This window comes from Nitrospira sp. ND1 (genome assembly GCF_900170025.1).
Classification (GTDB): domain Bacteria; phylum Nitrospirota; class Nitrospiria; order Nitrospirales; family Nitrospiraceae; genus Nitrospira_A.
In genome coordinates, this window is the sequence record NZ_FWEX01000006.1 from 1,658,319 (window position 1) to 1,672,147 (window position 13,829).

Genomic DNA, 13,829 nt, shown 5'->3' on the forward strand with positions numbered 1-13,829 from the left:
CAAAACGATTTCATATTATACTGTACAGATGCTGACCTGCTCGGAGCTTTTGAAGTGTATCGCGCGCCTGGGAACGGCTTGCCTCATGGCATTGGTCCTCAGCGGACTATCAGGATGCGATCAATCAAATACGTCCACTGTCCCTTCCTCACCCGACAGCCTTGCATCTGCAACTCCTCCATCCTCCGAACAAACACCCCCCCGCGAATCGCTTCCTGCCGCGCCGAGTCCTTCACCTGACGATCGGCCCCGTATCATCGCGTTTGGAGACAGCTTGACTGCCGGACTTGGAGTCTCCCCGGAACAGTCTTACCCCACCCAGCTTCAGAAACAACTCGATACCTTAGGCTATCACTACCAAGTGCTCAATGCAGGAGTCAGCGGGGACACGTCAGCAGGAGGACTCCGCCGTGTGTCCTGGGTCCTTGCCGGCAAGCCACGGGTGGTGATTCTTGAGTTGGGCGGGAATGACGGACTGCGCGGCCTCGGGTTGCCTGAAACCCGGTCACACCTCGACGCGATCATCCGACAGTTCAAGGATGCTCACGTACGAGTGATCTTAGCGGGAATGAAGCTCCCCCCAAATTACGGCGAAGAATACACCGCTCGATTCGAAGCCATATATCGGGATCTCGCGCAGCTCCATGGGCTTCCACTTATCCCATTTCTACTGGAGGGAGTAGGAGGGGAAAAGGCCCTCAATCAATCAGACGGCATCCACCCGACGGGGGAAGGGTATCGTATCGTGGTCGAGAACGTGCTCCGGAGCCTGCTTCCTGTGTTGAAGGACGCATCCACCAACAACTCGTCAGCGAAAAAGAAGCAGGCGTGAAATATCCTCCCCGCCACATCAAGCGGGTGAACATTTCACGCCATGAAGTCCTGAAAGCCGGTTAGCTCTTCTTGAAGAAGGTGTCGTAGACCCCGAAAGCCAAGATCAGAGCGATCAAGGTATAATACAGGCCCGTGATTCCACTGTAGTCCGGTGGACCTTCACTGACATTGGCAAACGCACTGGTTGCCTGAAGCGCCCCAATACCGGCAATCAATCCTGCTATCAGCTTGTTCATGATCCCCCCTTGTAATCAAGGAATACCCAAAGAGGGCCGCATTGTACTGAAGTGACCCTGGATGACGCAAGGGGGGTTCACAAAGAGGGAATAGGGGAGAAAAATCGGGGTGGCAGCTTCCGTGACCACCGACTTGCCAATCAGGCCTTTCCCAAAGACTTGAGCATCGAAGACACATCTCGGCAGGTATCCGAAAGACCTTCCAAGCGACGCCCCTTGTCCGTCAAAAGTGCGGCCATCGCTTTCACCTCGACTTCAACCTGCTCAACCTGCCGGGCAAGATCGGTCGTCTTGCTTACCGCAGCCTTCTGCGCCTCAATCTCCCGTTGAAGATCTCGGCAAATGACCTGTAGTGACTTAGATTCATTAACGGAAGCCTCCAGATCCTGGGTGAGACGGGCCACGACCGCTTCTCGATTGCGAATGTCCCCATCAAGCTCAACCTGAGCGACTTCGCTCTCTCGCCTCCGTTCATCCATCTGTTGGATCACCTGGGTCCAGGTCAACACAAGGCCCGGTCCGATAGAAGGTTGGTCTGGAAGGGGCTTCCCGGCTTGAATGGCCTGAACCGTTCGCTGCATCCACTCCGTAAACTGGTTCAATTCGCTCAACTTCATATCACCGGAGGACACGACAGGGGCGGCCGGTTTTTCTGCTTCGGGGCGGGGAGCGGCGACTCTGGGCTTGGGGACAACTCGTGCCTTTGACCACCGCTGATACTCAAGCAGCGCAGCCACACCGTGTCGGCAGATCGGTTGCTCGGATAACGTGCAAGAACATTTGGCTTCCAGATGACCATCAATGAGACGAATCGTCTGCTCGTACAACCCGGAATTGCCCATGACCGACGACGTCACTTCCGTATCCGACGCATCCGTCATTTGCACGCGGCGTTCTGCCTGATACTGCTTTCCGATTTGGAACGCGTTGGGCTCCACCACCGAACTAATCATGGCCGCCTCCAACAAACTCAGACGATCGGCCGAACACGCGATTCTGCCCTTCATAGTGTCACCTGTGGAATGATTAGTACCGCTGAGTCGTCCTTGCAGCCTACCGAGTGATCGCCGCAGTGTCATGGAATCACCACCTTTGACGTCCACCTATCCAGCGAGACTTGAGTGTATGACAGGTTCTCCTGAACGACCATCCCGCAGGCGGGGGGAATTGTGAGAAATGGATCGAGGCCGCGCAGAATTTTCGTGCCGCCACTGGAGAGTCTTATCGGCAGCGTCGAGGAGGTCCTTGAGCCCCCTGGGGGGTCAGCCACACATAGTCAGCAATCCCTTCTTGCATGGCCTGATGAAGCTCTGCAGCCCGCTCTCGCTCGAATGTGGCCATATAAACCGTGACCTGCTTGAGCCCTTCCGGAACTCGTCGAGCCACCCGATCCGGGACCGGCAACCGGTATTGCACATGACCTCCGCCCGTATAACTGAGCAGGGGGCCCTGACCGGAGCTGGCCTCGACACGTAGTTGCTTCATCGCCGCTGCTAAGGTCTTCGCCATCCCCTCGTCTCTGACCATAGAGGCTTCATACATGGTCTGGTAGTCCTCCGGAGACCCACCGCCGTGGCAGTCCTGGAGTTGAGATAAAATCCGGGACCGGTAGGTAGGCGCATCCACGATGACCTCTCCCTCCATGCCCCATTGACGCCACTCAGGCTGTTCCTTGGCTTGGACCAAACCCTGCTTCACCACCTGCCGGATCAGACTCTTCGGCGGATTCATTGCCAGAAGCGGAAGACGTTGATCTTTCGCGAATTGCGCCAATGGCTCGTAATCTTCAAACGCGCCGCCCCAATTCTGCTTCCACGCGACTTGCTCCAGGAACTCCGAGCGAATACTCTCCTCCGAACGCAGATAGCGAGCGAGCGCCGGCTGACCGTCCCACCCGAACATTTCCATCGCGAGCCACGGACGACGCCCCTGGCTCATAAGGGAGCGAAGCACCGTCAACGCCGCGTCGATATGCGATCGATTGTGATGTTCTTCTCCCAGGTAGATCACATCGTACGTGGCCAGCCCCTCCAACCACGGCTGCATCGGTACTGCGAGACCGGTCCTGGCATCCACCACCTGGCCCACCGCCCATTCGTCCCAGACCCGATGAGTGACCATCGCTGAGCGATCTTTCGCCTGGCAGCCGAACATCATCAAGACAAGACCAAGCAGGGCGAGCAAGCGGCCCGAGACTGGGCGAGTCTTCCGGAAAAGCGACGGAGTGAATGTATTCATATTGTCTACCTAACATATGGACCCAGTAGCCGCAAGGCAGCTCCCTTGACTCCCTTACGACAGGCCCGATACTCTGCCCGGACACGCAGCAGCTTTCATCCCCGCACCACCGAGGAATCCGTACACCGCTGATCGAATCATGCACGTTGACTCTGACAACCTGGCGGCCTTTCGGAAACAGATCACGTCGGCGCGGTCACTGGATGCACAAGCCTGGGAGGCCTCGCGTCACCTGGTGAATGCCGCGCACTGGCCGATGACCCTTCACGCGCTGGTCAACGCGATCGAAACCTCGACTGTCCCGGATACGATCAAACGCAGCCTGGTTGAAGCCCTGCCGCCGGAGCACGAGAGCACGAACCGCATCGCCTCCACGGAATCGCTCAAGCACCTGACGGGACTCCCGCCCTCCAAAGCCTTACGGGCGCTTTGCATCTTTTTTGGAGTGCGCTCGAAACCATCATCGAAATGGCCGTTACCGGCGGTCACGGCAGACACCATCGACGTATTGATCCGCCGGCACCACAACCCCTTCGACCTGCTGACACAAGAGAACCCGGCTTCCGTCTTGGATCTGGGAGCCGGTGACCTTTCGTTTGCCGAAGAGCTGGCCACCCTGTACGAACCTCAGCTAGCCGCGCAAAGCAGACCCCTCATTTTCCATTGCCTTGACCGGCTGCATCCCGGCTCGCAACTGGGCGGTCCCCTGCACGCTCATCCGCTTCGTCTGCACCGTCTGCGTTCCAGACCCGGACTGCAATTTCGCTTTTACGGCGATCAAGACATGTTTGCACTCACCCCGCTCGAACAGGATCACCGTCTTGCCGAACGCTACCTGATCGTCACCTGCTGGGCACCCGCCACCCCGACCTTTGCCTATGAACCCACGCGCCTCTCCCCGGCCTGTCTGGCCGAAGAGCTGCGACGCACAAAAGGCGAGTCCCGACAAGTCCGGCATGGCAAAGAGTCCGCCCTTGAAGTGCACCACGCGGGTCGGAGTCTCCTTTTTCCGCCCTGGAAATTCGATATCCGCGGCCCGCTTGCCCTCTTGGAATTGATGGCCACACGCGGAGCGCTCTGCGTCTTGGGAGCTGTTGACTCCCAAGTATTTTGGGAAATCCTGTCGCAATTGATCGAAGATCCGCGGGTCAGACCCCGTGATCTCATCCTGTCTGCTCAGAATGTACCCGAGGTCTTCGGGGATACCTACCACAAGCTCTCAGCCCTCCCGATCGGCGGATCCTGTCTCTTATCCGACCTCACACCGTTGCGCCGGACCTTTCCTTCTGTGCTTCACCGGCCTGCCGACCGGACTGCAGCCTACCGATTCCGACAAGTGACCATTCAGCGCGGCGCTCTGTTCGAAGGTCGTCCAGCCAGCAGCACGGCCCGGCGGTTTGAGGGGATGGCGGAAGAAACTCCCCCCTGGTTTCTTACTCTCGTTCCTGAACCAGTCCAGACGGCGTGACAGGCGCACAAAAGTCGCGCCAACGTGGCAGTCCCTACAGCTTCCGCCTGGCCTCCCGCGTGAAAGTCCGTATAAATTGACGGTCTCCAGACCCTTTGTTAGACTTCGGGCATAACGCCCCTGGTGCCGACCGTAACCCTCTTCAGAAACATCCCATCGTGAATTCTTCTCAATCTATCAAATCGTTACAGGACAATATTGCGCAGGTCATTAAAGGGAAACCACAGGTGATCGAGATGGCGGTCGTCTGCCTGCTGGCACGTGGCCATCTCCTGATCGAGGACGTCCCCGGTGTCGGGAAGACCACGTTGGCCCATAGCCTCGCGCGCTCCCTCGATTGCTCCTTCAAACGTATTCAGTTCACTAGCGACCTGCTGCCCTCCGATATCGTCGGCATTTCCATGTTCAATCGCCAGAAACAAGCGTTTGAGTTCATGCCGGGCCCGCTGTTTGCCAACATCGTCCTGGCCGACGAAATCAACCGCACCACGCCGAAGACTCAAAGCAGCCTCCTCGAAGCGATGAGCGAATCCCAGATCTCCGTCGACAACCAAACCTATCCCCTTCAGCAGCCGTTTATGGTCATCGCCACACAAAACCCGGCAGAGTATCACGGCACCTTCCCGCTTCCTGAATCGCAGCTCGACCGATTCCTCATGCGACTTCGCATCGGCTATCCGACTCCGGATGAGGAAAAGAAAGTGCTGGATCGCCCCCAGCTGCTGCACCCGGCCGACGAAATTCAACCGGTACTGAGCGCGCAGCATATCGTCGATCTTCAAGCGCAGGCGGAAAAGGTCCGGATGGAAGACAGCCTGATGGATTATCTCCTCGCCATCGTGCTCGCCACCAGGCACAACGAGCTGCTGTCATTAGGCGTGAGTACCCGAGGCGCCCTCGCGCTGTGCAGAGCGGCGAAAGCCCTGGCCCTCGTGCGCGACCGCGCCTATTGCCTCCCCGAAGACATCAAAGAGCTCGCACCAACCGTCCTCTCGCACCGTGTCATGCTCAGTCGGTCCCAGGGGATGCGCACGAACACCGTCGAACATACGGAACAGGTCATTCAAGACATTCTTGAGACAGTCCCGGTTCCCGTGTAACAACCGTCAGGGGGCCGAACACCGGCATCACGCGAAATGTCGCAGTAATGCGGTCTGGACGGCAGCAGTCCATCAGCGTGGCAACCAACAAACTCCAGGCTCTGTTCCGCCGGCTGTTCCGGGACCGCACCATCCGGGTGACAACGGAAGGCATCCGTTTCCTGCTGTTGACCCTGGCCGTCGGGATCGCCGCCGTCAACACCGGCAATAATCTGTTCTACCTCCTATTGGCCATGATGCTGAGCCTGGTCGTGCTGTCCGGGTTGCTGTCTGAACAATGTGTGCGGCGACTGGACGTCCATCGGCACCTCCCGGACTACCTCTTCGTCAATCAGCCGACCACCGCAACGCTCCGGGTCGCCAATTACAAATCACGTATTCCAAGTGTCTCGTTACGCCTCCTCGATGTCGTTGCCGGGAAAGATCTCGATCGGGGGATTCACATCACACACCTCGCGCCTGCAGCCTCCACCCTCTGCTCGTACCCGCTACTGGTGCGACAGCGTGGACCATACCGGCTCGACGGAATCCGTATCGTGACCCCGTTTCCTTTCGGTCTGTTTTACAAGAAATCCTTCTATCCACTCGAAGCCACACTGATCGTCTGTCCGGAAATCATTCCCCTTCCGCCGCTGCACTTGCAGGAACTGAATACCTTGGGGCAGGATCACGCACGCGCGCGACGCGGACCGGGTAACTCCCTGTACAACTTGCGCGAATTCAGGCCGGGGGACGATTCCCGCGCCATTCATTGGATGACCACAGCCCGTACCTCGAAGTTAATGCTCAAGGAAACCGAGGCGGAAGAGAGACGATCGATCACTCTCGCCATCTCGACCGTTGCGCCGGACGAGGCAGAGAACAGCTTCGAGCGGGCGCTCTCGATCGGCGCCTCCCTCATTGATCACTTTCTGAAAGCCGGATACCAGGTCCGGTTGCTACTGGGCGATCAGCAGGACATTCTGGCCTGCGGGACTGACCAAGCCCTGCATCTATTTCACGCCCTGGCGCTCTGCGAGCGACGCCCGATGGCAACGGGAGCTGCGATCCGACATTCCATGGCCCGGGCGCTTGCAGAATTGAACGAGGGACCGACTATTCTGCTCTCACCCTGGACCGATCCCGCCCGGAATGAGCAATTTCCATCGGTCGATTACATCGTGTCTCCTCAGTCACACAGGGATCTCTTCGATGACACTGGATCGAGCCTTTCGGCTTAGCTCAATTCTGCTGGCGGCAACCGGCTTTGCGAGCCTGACGCTCGCGATTGCCCTGCCATTCTGGCTTCTCGGCTTGGCAGGTGCAGCCTTCGCCATGGCACTCCTGCGCGTGAATCACGCCCCGGGCTTCTCCGAACTCTTCCCGCATCTCCGCCTCTCCGCCCTGACATGGAATATTTTTCTCCTCCTCGCCTTCGCGGGCTTCTGGATCGATCTGTTACTCGTCTCGCAGGAACTTCTCCCGGCCGGGATTCATTTCCTCGTACTGCTCCTGGTGAACAAACTTTCCAACCTCGACCAGCGGCGGGATTTTCTTCACCTCTATGCCATTAGCCTCATCACACTCCTGGCCTCCGCCGCGCTGACTACACAAATCTGGTACGCCCCCTTCTTCTTTGTCTATCTGGTAGCCGGAGTCTGGACGCTGCTCCTGTATCACCTGTTGCAAGAGCACGAAGAGAGCACCGGTCGCCATTTGCTCGGCAGCCAAGCTGCACCGCTTGACTCGACACGGCCGCACATTACGGCCCGCTTCTTCTGGACTACCAATGCGATGGCAGCCGGCGCGTTCGGCCTCACATTGTTCTTTTTCTTTTCGATCCCACGGGTAGGGGTTGGCCTGTTGCAACATTCCCATGGGGAAAGCCTGCGAACGACGGGCTTTTCAGAGCAGGTCGATCTGGGTGTCATGGGACCGGTGAAACAGGATCCCAGCATTGTCATGCGCGTGGAGTTGCCGGACAGTCCCGGAACTCCCGCTGCACGGGGGCCGCTGTATCTCCGTGGCGTCGCCTACAATCGGTATGACGGAAAATCCTGGAGCAACAACCTGCTGCACCGCCGTATGCTCACGGAACTTCCCCAAGGCACCTTCACGCTCCGAACACCGGGCGCCAAACCGCCGCCCCAGGCACGCGCACTCCGACAAGATATTCTGCTGGAACCGCTCGATACGGCCGTGCTGTTCGGCGCCCCCCTTGCCTTCGCCGTCAAGGGCGACTTCCACTCGGTCCAATCCGATCTGATGGGATCGCTGCACTTGGCGTTTCCTTCTCATAGCCGCATCCAGTACACGGTCTACTCCGTACCGACCAGTCTCAATCCGGCAGAGCGGGCCGCCGCCGCGGTGCTGTACCCGGAGTTTATTCTTCAGCAGTATCTACAGATTCCCCCCGTCAGCCCGCAGATCCTTGACCTCGCACAGCATGTCACGCAGTCGGCCACCAGCGTCTCCCAGGCCGTTACCCTGATCCATACACACTTGCTGGCGAACTATCGCTACAACCTGGACGTGCCCTCGCTCCAATCGGCTCACCCGCTTGAAGACTTTCTCCTGACTCGAAAAACAGGATATTGCGAACATTACGCGACCGCGATGGTGGTGCTGCTCCGCGCCACCGGCATTCCGGCTCGACTGGTCACGGGATTCCTTGCGACTGAATGGAATGAGTTCGGCGGGTACTATACGGTTCGACAACGGGATGCGCATGCCTGGGTGGAGGTCTATTTCCCACGGTCAGGCTGGATTACGATGGATCCAACGCCGCCTGCTCCAGAGAACATTGGGCAAACCTGGTGGCAATCCGCCGATCGTGTGATGGATTCGGTCCGGCTTCAATGGGATCGCCTCTTTGTCCACTTCAGCGCAAACGATCAACTCACTGTCGTGCAAGGCATTCGAGAGGGCGGGGAAGCCGTTCGGACAAAACTCTCCGAATCTCTCAACTCCCTCTCGGCCCAGAGCTCCGCGATGTTCCGGCGCTTCATGTCCTCGTTCACATCGACCGGTATTCCGGAAACTGTACTCTTGATCATTCTGGCCATCGGCGCGACGTATGCGGGTCGGCGACTGCTGCGGTCGTCCCGAAACACAGCGGCACCGCCGGATGTGCTGTCAGCGCATCAACGCACCGTCGTCACGCTCTACACCGCCATGCTGCACTGCCTTGCGCAACGCGGCATCGTGAAGTCAGCGAGCGCCACACCCATGGAGGTGCTTCGCCATGTTCGTGACGAATGGGCTGAAGCCTGGCCCTCCGCTGATGCCCTTACACAACTCTATACTCGAGTCCGATTTGGTCACGCTCCCCTCACTCCCGAAGACCATACCGCTGCCGAAAACCTGCTGCGCAGGCTCCACACACTGGAACGAGCGACAACTCGTTCACAACAATAGTCCTGACTGAGGCCAGATTTCAGCGACTCGACAGAGACAAACGCGTATGAACAGGAGCGGGGAAAAACGGCGTGCTCGGCTGGCAAGTCCGCCCGTCAACATGAAACCTGTCAGGGCGACCTAAATGATGGATGAAGGCCAGCCAGGATTCCAGCCGAAAGGGACGAACCGTGGTGGTCGAAAACGATATGGGTAAAGATCGTGCTGAGGAGAAGTGTGAATTGGAGCGGGAAACGGGATTTGAACCCGCGACCCTCGCCTTGGCAATTCTGAAAAGAGTAATTTCGTAGGGGCTTGATTGAGCCGTGGTTTCCCCGATTTTTCCTGATAGTGGCTCAGTTTGGGCACTGTCGATTGGGTCGATAGGTTCTGACGAGGTTGATACTTTCTGACGACTTCTAGCACAAATCTAGCACACGTCCGTTTGAACTGATTGTCTCTTACTATCTGATGTTGTAGGAAAACGGGACTACAAAGACTGTTGGCTTATGAGCATCAGTACTGTTTAGTGGATATGGGGAGCAATCCATGACCAATTTTGTAGCGGTCCGATCGAGCACGTCCGATCCTGAACTTTCGTCTAACTTTATTTCTTCGACTTCACCGTTCGTCCTCAACGTTACCCGCATAATGACAGTGCCGCTTTGAGCGGACGCAAGCCCTATCAACTGAGATGGTTTAGCTGCTTGGGCAGTAAGGCAAGCCCATACATTAGCAGCAATCTTACGTTGATGTTCAGTCATAGGCTGCAGGTGGTATCGAAAAGGAATTACAGCGGAATATTCCGGGCGATGGAGATCCAGATCAAGATTAAGCCGCTTCATTGATTGGATAGCGTCTAGAGCATTATTGTCGAGCAATGGAATGCCAGAGCTTTGGTGCACTTTAGCTTCCGTTATCGTACCGTCCTTCAAGAAAACTACGCAAATGAGTACAACTCCCTGCCAGCCACGTTGTTGAGCCTTAGTAGGATAGGTCGGTTGTGGAATCTGCTGCCAAAGGTATGCCCCTATCACCTTGGGATGGTCCACTGGTAGATGATCTTCCACATTCGACTCAGGGGCAGTCGGTCTACAGGGAGGGATATGAGATATCGCTTGTCCAGCGCCACTTCTAAGGGTGACAACTTTAATAGGAGTGACTTGGTCACTTGCACAGCCGATAAGCAGGGCGGTCAAGAAAAAGACAACCAAGGATATGTGCTTGCGAGTCGGCATCGATTAGTATCCCCGGGAAAATCGGTCGCAGGATGAACGAGGCTAAGTCTAATCGTTGGCGTCGGCAAGTGAGTAGTCCTCAGTGGGATCAGAACCCCACCTGACTGGGGGGGGGGGGTTACAAAACAAGCTGATTAGAGGAGTACGGAAGGAATTTATTTTCGGTAACCGGGTTGGGCGTTTGGCCACTTGAAATGGAAGCTCTCTCATAAACCTAGCACGGCCATTGACAATTTATATGTACTATATTATGTAATGCATACATATCATGGAGGACGTTATGAAGGGTGAGGATACTAAGACCGAAACGCTGCAATTCAAAGTCACCGAACAAGAACGCAAGCTCATTGAGCGATGTGCCAGGGATGAAGGAACGACTGTCTCCAAGTATGTCCGCGGGGCAGTCCTCATGAGCATGGTGATGGACGGCAAAGCTGAGGCGATTAAAATCGTCGCCAGAGAGGTCGGAGAGAAGGCCTTTGGCGTCGTCCGACAGAAGCTTGTCCGACCGACTCAGGAAGGACGCTGAGAACAATGCTATCCGTCTCACCATCAACAGGCAAAGCCGGTCCGCGCCGCATGCCGGCAGGCTGCGGGGCGGAGCGGAATGGCCCCCGTCTTGGTAACACGGGGGCGCTACCCACAGCGCTCCGTACAGGAGTTCGATAGATTCCATGGATTCTGGCTTCACCCTCACCATTGACTGGCTGGCCTTCACGGTCTTGGCGAGCAATCCCGAAGAGACCATGCGGGTCCTTGGTGGAGACTGGAGCAAGGCTAAGGGCGGGTTCCGAGGCTATCCCTTGTCCTGGATGAGAAGCGACGGTCTGCGTGGGGTCGGCAAATTGGGCACCAATGCCCCTCGTCGTCCGAATGAAATCCATGTGGATCTGTCGGGCGGCCTGGCGTCCGCCCTGACACTGGATCAAATCCGAACCCTCCTCCAGTGGGTGCATAAGCAGCAAGGACACGTCACGCGCATTGATTGCGCCCTGGATGACCGGGCGGGAACGGTCCCGGTCAGGACGATTCGAGAGGCGGTTGCTGCAGGCCAGTGCGTCACGAGGGCGGCTCAAGTCCGGCATATCGTCTCAAACCTGACGCATGGGACCGGAGCGACGACGGGTGAGACGATGTATTTCGGGAGTCCTCAGAGTCAGACCTTATTGCGCATTTACGACAAACGGCTGGAACTGCAGAGCAAAGGACAAGAGAACTGGCCGGAGTACGGGACTCGGTGGGAATTAGAGCTCAAAAAGGATCGCGCCGAACAGTGCGCAAGGGCACTGGCAACGTTAGACGAAACCGACTGGAAGGAGTTAGTCATTGGGTTGCTCCGGTCCTATGTGGATTTCCGGCAGACTTCAAACCATGCCGATGAAGAACGATACCGGGCTCCGATGCTGGAGTGGTACGCCCTCCTGACGGAGGGATTTCAAAAGGGGCGATTGGCCCAGGAGCAGCAGGTGCAGACCCTGCAAAATGTGAAACGATGGGTGAGTGACACCCTGACGCCGATGTTGGCGGTCATTTGTGCCACCCCTGGAGGGGAAGAATGGCTACTGGAAGAAATTGTCAGGGGCATCTCCAGGTGGAAGGACCGACACCGGAACTTGCTCAAACAGCCCGCTCGGTTTCACCGGTCTGCCGGCGGTCACGCGGGCAGCCCATGTTAGGGGGACTGGGGGTGTCGAGAGACTCCCCCGGTGTATCTGCACATGCTCAACGTCAAAGAGCTCTCGGCTTGGCTCAATATCAAGCCATCCACACTCTATCTCTGGGCCTCAGAGAACAAGATTCCCTGCCGGCGCATTCACGGTCTCGTCCGCTTTGAACCTGAGGCGATTCAGGCCTGGCTGAAGGGCTTTGAGACCAATTCCGTCAAGCCGTTCTCTCTGCCGACTCGCCACTACACCCGTGACCTTGACCAGCTCATTGAAGCCTCAAAACGCGAAGTCTATACTTCCCGTCACGGGGAAACCATTCAGTCAAGCCTCATCCAGAAGGAGGATGCAGATGGGGCTGTTTAGACGCAATAAAGTATGGTGGATGACGTTCATTCATCAGGGCCAGCAAGTACGACGGTCCACAGGGACAACGGACAAGCGCCTCGCAGAAGCGATTCTCGGGAAAGTACGGGTCAAGATTGTTGAGGGCCGATTCTTTGACACGTTGGAAGCCAAAGACCATACGTTCAACGACATGATGGATCGATACCTGAAAGAGCGATCAATCACCAAAGCCCCGGCAAGCCGACGGCGGGACGAGCAGTGCCTCACGCATTTACGAAGTGCGTTTGGCTCCTTGAATCTTGCAGAAGTCACACCGAAACTTCTTGCCGCCTACAAGGCGAAGAGGCGTGAGACGGCCAAGCCAGCCACGGTCAATAAAGAACTCGGCTTGGTTCGGCATAGCTTCAACGTGGCTATCCGAGAGTGGGAATGGTGTCGAGACAATCCCATGCAGAGAGTCTGCATGGAGAAAGTGCGCAACGAGCGCGACCGGTGGCTGTCCTCGGATGAAGAGGGCCGATTACTGGCTCATTCGGCACCGTGGCTGCAGGACATCATTGTCTTTGCCTTAAACACCGGCATGCGGCGAGGCGAGATTCTCAACTTGCAATGGCAAGCCATAGACCTCAATCGGCAGGTCCTGGTGGTGATGCGAAGCAAGAATGGCGAGAAGCGGACTGTCCCGCTCAACGGTCGGTTAACGGACTTGCTGAAGAGAAAAGCGTCAAAGAGGGCAGCAGGCTCGTTCGTGTTTGCGAGTTCAGCTGAGACGCTATTCGACGCTCGAAACCTCACGCGATCATTCAGACTCGCGGCAACGAAGGCAGCGTTGAGCGATTTCCGCTTTCACGATTTGAGACACACCTTTGCCACTCGGCTCGCACAAGCTGGTGTCGATTTGTACAAGGTGCAACGTCTGTTGGGGCACAAAACAGCAGCTATGACGCAGCGCTACGCGCATCATTCGCCGGAGAGTTTAAGAGAGGGAGTGTTGATTCTGGAGCGCGTTCACCCTCAGATATCACAAAACTATCACAATGAGGGTGGAGCCGTCGGAGAGTGTTGTGCAAGTGCTTGAGAAAATTGGAGCGGGAAACGGGATTTGAACCCGCGACCCTCGCCTTGGCAAGGCGATGCTCTACCACTGAGCTATTCCCGCTTCCACCGACAGAAGAAGCGGGATTCTACCGGCCATGCGTAAAGACTGTCAAGCCGGGCAGCAGAAATATCGTCATGACAGAGACTCTACGTAGCTGCCTACGCGGGGCCACTGTCAAAGCCGACCATCTGCACGAAGCGCGGGTGGCCCCTTTTCTCGCAAACATACA

The 13,829-nt window shown here is 57.0% G+C and carries 13 protein-coding genes and 1 tRNA gene; 9 read left to right on the forward strand and 5 right to left on the reverse strand.

The features are described 5' to 3' along the window. Nucleotides 1-85: 85 nt before the first annotated feature. Entirely contained in the window at nucleotides 86-832 is a 747-nt protein-coding gene (locus NSND_RS12435) for an arylesterase (protein WP_255373876.1), read from the forward strand. A gap of 61 nt (nucleotides 833-893) precedes the next feature. Here the strand turns inward: NSND_RS12435 and NSND_RS21290 are convergent, their stop codons facing one another. From NSND_RS21290 to NSND_RS12445, 3 genes are all read right to left on the reverse strand, one after another. Next, nucleotides 894-1,070 carry a hypothetical protein gene (locus NSND_RS21290; protein WP_159450769.1) on the reverse strand — a complete coding sequence of 59 codons (177 nt, stop codon included), beginning with the start codon at nucleotides 1,068-1,070 and terminating at the stop codon, nucleotides 894-896. 140 nt (nucleotides 1,071-1,210) lie between these two features. Further along, complete coding sequence (locus tag NSND_RS12440; RefSeq protein ID WP_080879312.1) at nucleotides 1,211-2,077, reverse strand: SWIM zinc finger family protein; 867 nt, start codon at nucleotides 2,075-2,077, stop codon at nucleotides 1,211-1,213. A gap of 214 nt (nucleotides 2,078-2,291) precedes the next feature. Next, nucleotides 2,292-3,308 (reverse strand): ChaN family lipoprotein, encoded by a 1,017-nt coding sequence (locus tag NSND_RS12445; protein ID WP_080879313.1) that lies wholly within the window; start codon nucleotides 3,306-3,308, stop codon nucleotides 2,292-2,294. A gap of 139 nt (nucleotides 3,309-3,447) precedes the next feature. Between NSND_RS12445 and NSND_RS12450 the strand changes: the two genes are divergently transcribed. From NSND_RS12450 to NSND_RS12465, 4 genes are all read left to right on the forward strand, one after another. Beyond that, nucleotides 3,448-4,776 carry a hypothetical protein gene (locus NSND_RS12450; RefSeq protein WP_080879314.1) on the forward strand — a complete coding sequence of 443 codons (1,329 nt, stop codon included), beginning with the start codon at nucleotides 3,448-3,450 and terminating at the stop codon, nucleotides 4,774-4,776. A 155-nt stretch (nucleotides 4,777-4,931) separates the two neighbouring features. Then, a complete protein-coding gene (locus NSND_RS12455; RefSeq protein WP_369974248.1) occupies nucleotides 4,932-5,876 on the forward strand; it encodes an AAA family ATPase in 945 nt (314 codons plus the stop codon). A 77-nt stretch (nucleotides 5,877-5,953) separates the two neighbouring features. Further along, nucleotides 5,954-7,096: a DUF58 domain-containing protein gene (locus NSND_RS12460; RefSeq protein WP_159450770.1), complete on the forward strand. Its 1,143-nt coding sequence runs from the start codon at nucleotides 5,954-5,956 to the stop codon at nucleotides 7,094-7,096. Further along, entirely contained in the window at nucleotides 7,068-9,272 is a 2,205-nt protein-coding gene (locus tag NSND_RS12465; RefSeq protein ID WP_159450771.1) for a transglutaminase TgpA family protein, read from the forward strand. The genes NSND_RS12460 and NSND_RS12465 overlap by 29 nt, the downstream gene beginning before the upstream one ends. A 443-nt stretch (nucleotides 9,273-9,715) precedes the next feature. On the opposite strand, the gene NSND_RS12470 is transcribed toward NSND_RS12465, so the two are convergent. Then, nucleotides 9,716-10,489, reverse strand: coding sequence for a TonB family protein (locus NSND_RS12470; RefSeq protein ID WP_080879318.1), 774 nt, complete (start codon nucleotides 10,487-10,489; stop codon nucleotides 9,716-9,718). Nucleotides 10,490-10,769: 280 nt separating this feature from the next. On the opposite strand from NSND_RS12470, the gene NSND_RS12475 reads away from it, so the two are divergent. The 4 genes from NSND_RS12475 to NSND_RS12490 all read left to right on the forward strand — a co-directional run bounded on the left by NSND_RS12475 (nucleotide 10,770) and on the right by NSND_RS12490 (nucleotide 13,579). Then, on the forward strand, nucleotides 10,770-11,018 hold the full coding sequence (locus NSND_RS12475) for a plasmid mobilization protein (protein ID WP_080879319.1): 249 nt from the start codon (nucleotides 10,770-10,772) through the stop codon (nucleotides 11,016-11,018). Between the two features lie 145 nt (nucleotides 11,019-11,163). Then, on the forward strand, nucleotides 11,164-12,165 hold the full coding sequence (locus tag NSND_RS12480; RefSeq protein ID WP_080879320.1) for a replication initiation factor domain-containing protein: 1,002 nt from the start codon (nucleotides 11,164-11,166) through the stop codon (nucleotides 12,163-12,165). 42 nt (nucleotides 12,166-12,207) lie between these two features. Continuing rightward, nucleotides 12,208-12,519: a helix-turn-helix domain-containing protein gene (locus NSND_RS12485; RefSeq protein WP_080880873.1), complete on the forward strand. Its 312-nt coding sequence runs from the start codon at nucleotides 12,208-12,210 to the stop codon at nucleotides 12,517-12,519. Then, nucleotides 12,506-13,579, forward strand: a complete 1,074-nt coding sequence (locus tag NSND_RS12490; RefSeq protein WP_235000239.1) for a tyrosine-type recombinase/integrase — start codon at nucleotides 12,506-12,508, stop codon at nucleotides 13,577-13,579. Before NSND_RS12485 ends, NSND_RS12490 begins: the two co-directional genes overlap by 14 nt. Before the next feature lie 6 nt (nucleotides 13,580-13,585). On the opposite strand, the gene NSND_RS12495 is transcribed toward NSND_RS12490, so the two are convergent. Further along, nucleotides 13,586-13,660: transfer RNA gene (locus tag NSND_RS12495), tRNA-Gly, on the reverse strand. Nucleotides 13,661-13,829 lie beyond the last annotated feature (169 nt).

What these genes read in the sequence shown, in the direction of transcription:
- NSND_RS12435 (WP_255373876.1), top strand. Translation starts at nt 86, where the DNA reads ATGGCATTGGTCCTCAGCGGACTATCAGGATGCGATCAATCAAATACG.
- NSND_RS21290 (WP_159450769.1), bottom strand. Translation starts at nt 1,070, where the DNA reads ATGAACAAGCTGATAGCAGGATTGATTGCCGGTATTGGGGCGCTTCAG.
- NSND_RS12440 (WP_080879312.1), bottom strand. Translation starts at nt 2,077, where the DNA reads ATGAAGGGCAGAATCGCGTGTTCGGCCGATCGTCTGAGTTTGTTGGAG.
- NSND_RS12445 (WP_080879313.1), bottom strand. Translation starts at nt 3,308, where the DNA reads ATGAATACATTCACTCCGTCGCTTTTCCGGAAGACTCGCCCAGTCTCG.
- NSND_RS12450 (WP_080879314.1), top strand. Translation starts at nt 3,448, where the DNA reads ATGCACGTTGACTCTGACAACCTGGCGGCCTTTCGGAAACAGATCACG.
- NSND_RS12465 (WP_159450771.1), top strand. Translation starts at nt 7,068, where the DNA reads ATGACACTGGATCGAGCCTTTCGGCTTAGCTCAATTCTGCTGGCGGCA.
- NSND_RS12470 (WP_080879318.1), bottom strand. Translation starts at nt 10,489, where the DNA reads ATGCCGACTCGCAAGCACATATCCTTGGTTGTCTTTTTCTTGACCGCC.
- NSND_RS12475 (WP_080879319.1), top strand. Translation starts at nt 10,770, where the DNA reads ATGAAGGGTGAGGATACTAAGACCGAAACGCTGCAATTCAAAGTCACC.
- NSND_RS12480 (WP_080879320.1), top strand. Translation starts at nt 11,164, where the DNA reads ATGGATTCTGGCTTCACCCTCACCATTGACTGGCTGGCCTTCACGGTC.
- NSND_RS12485 (WP_080880873.1), top strand. Translation starts at nt 12,208, where the DNA reads ATGCTCAACGTCAAAGAGCTCTCGGCTTGGCTCAATATCAAGCCATCC.
- NSND_RS12490 (WP_235000239.1), top strand. Translation starts at nt 12,506, where the DNA reads ATGGGGCTGTTTAGACGCAATAAAGTATGGTGGATGACGTTCATTCAT.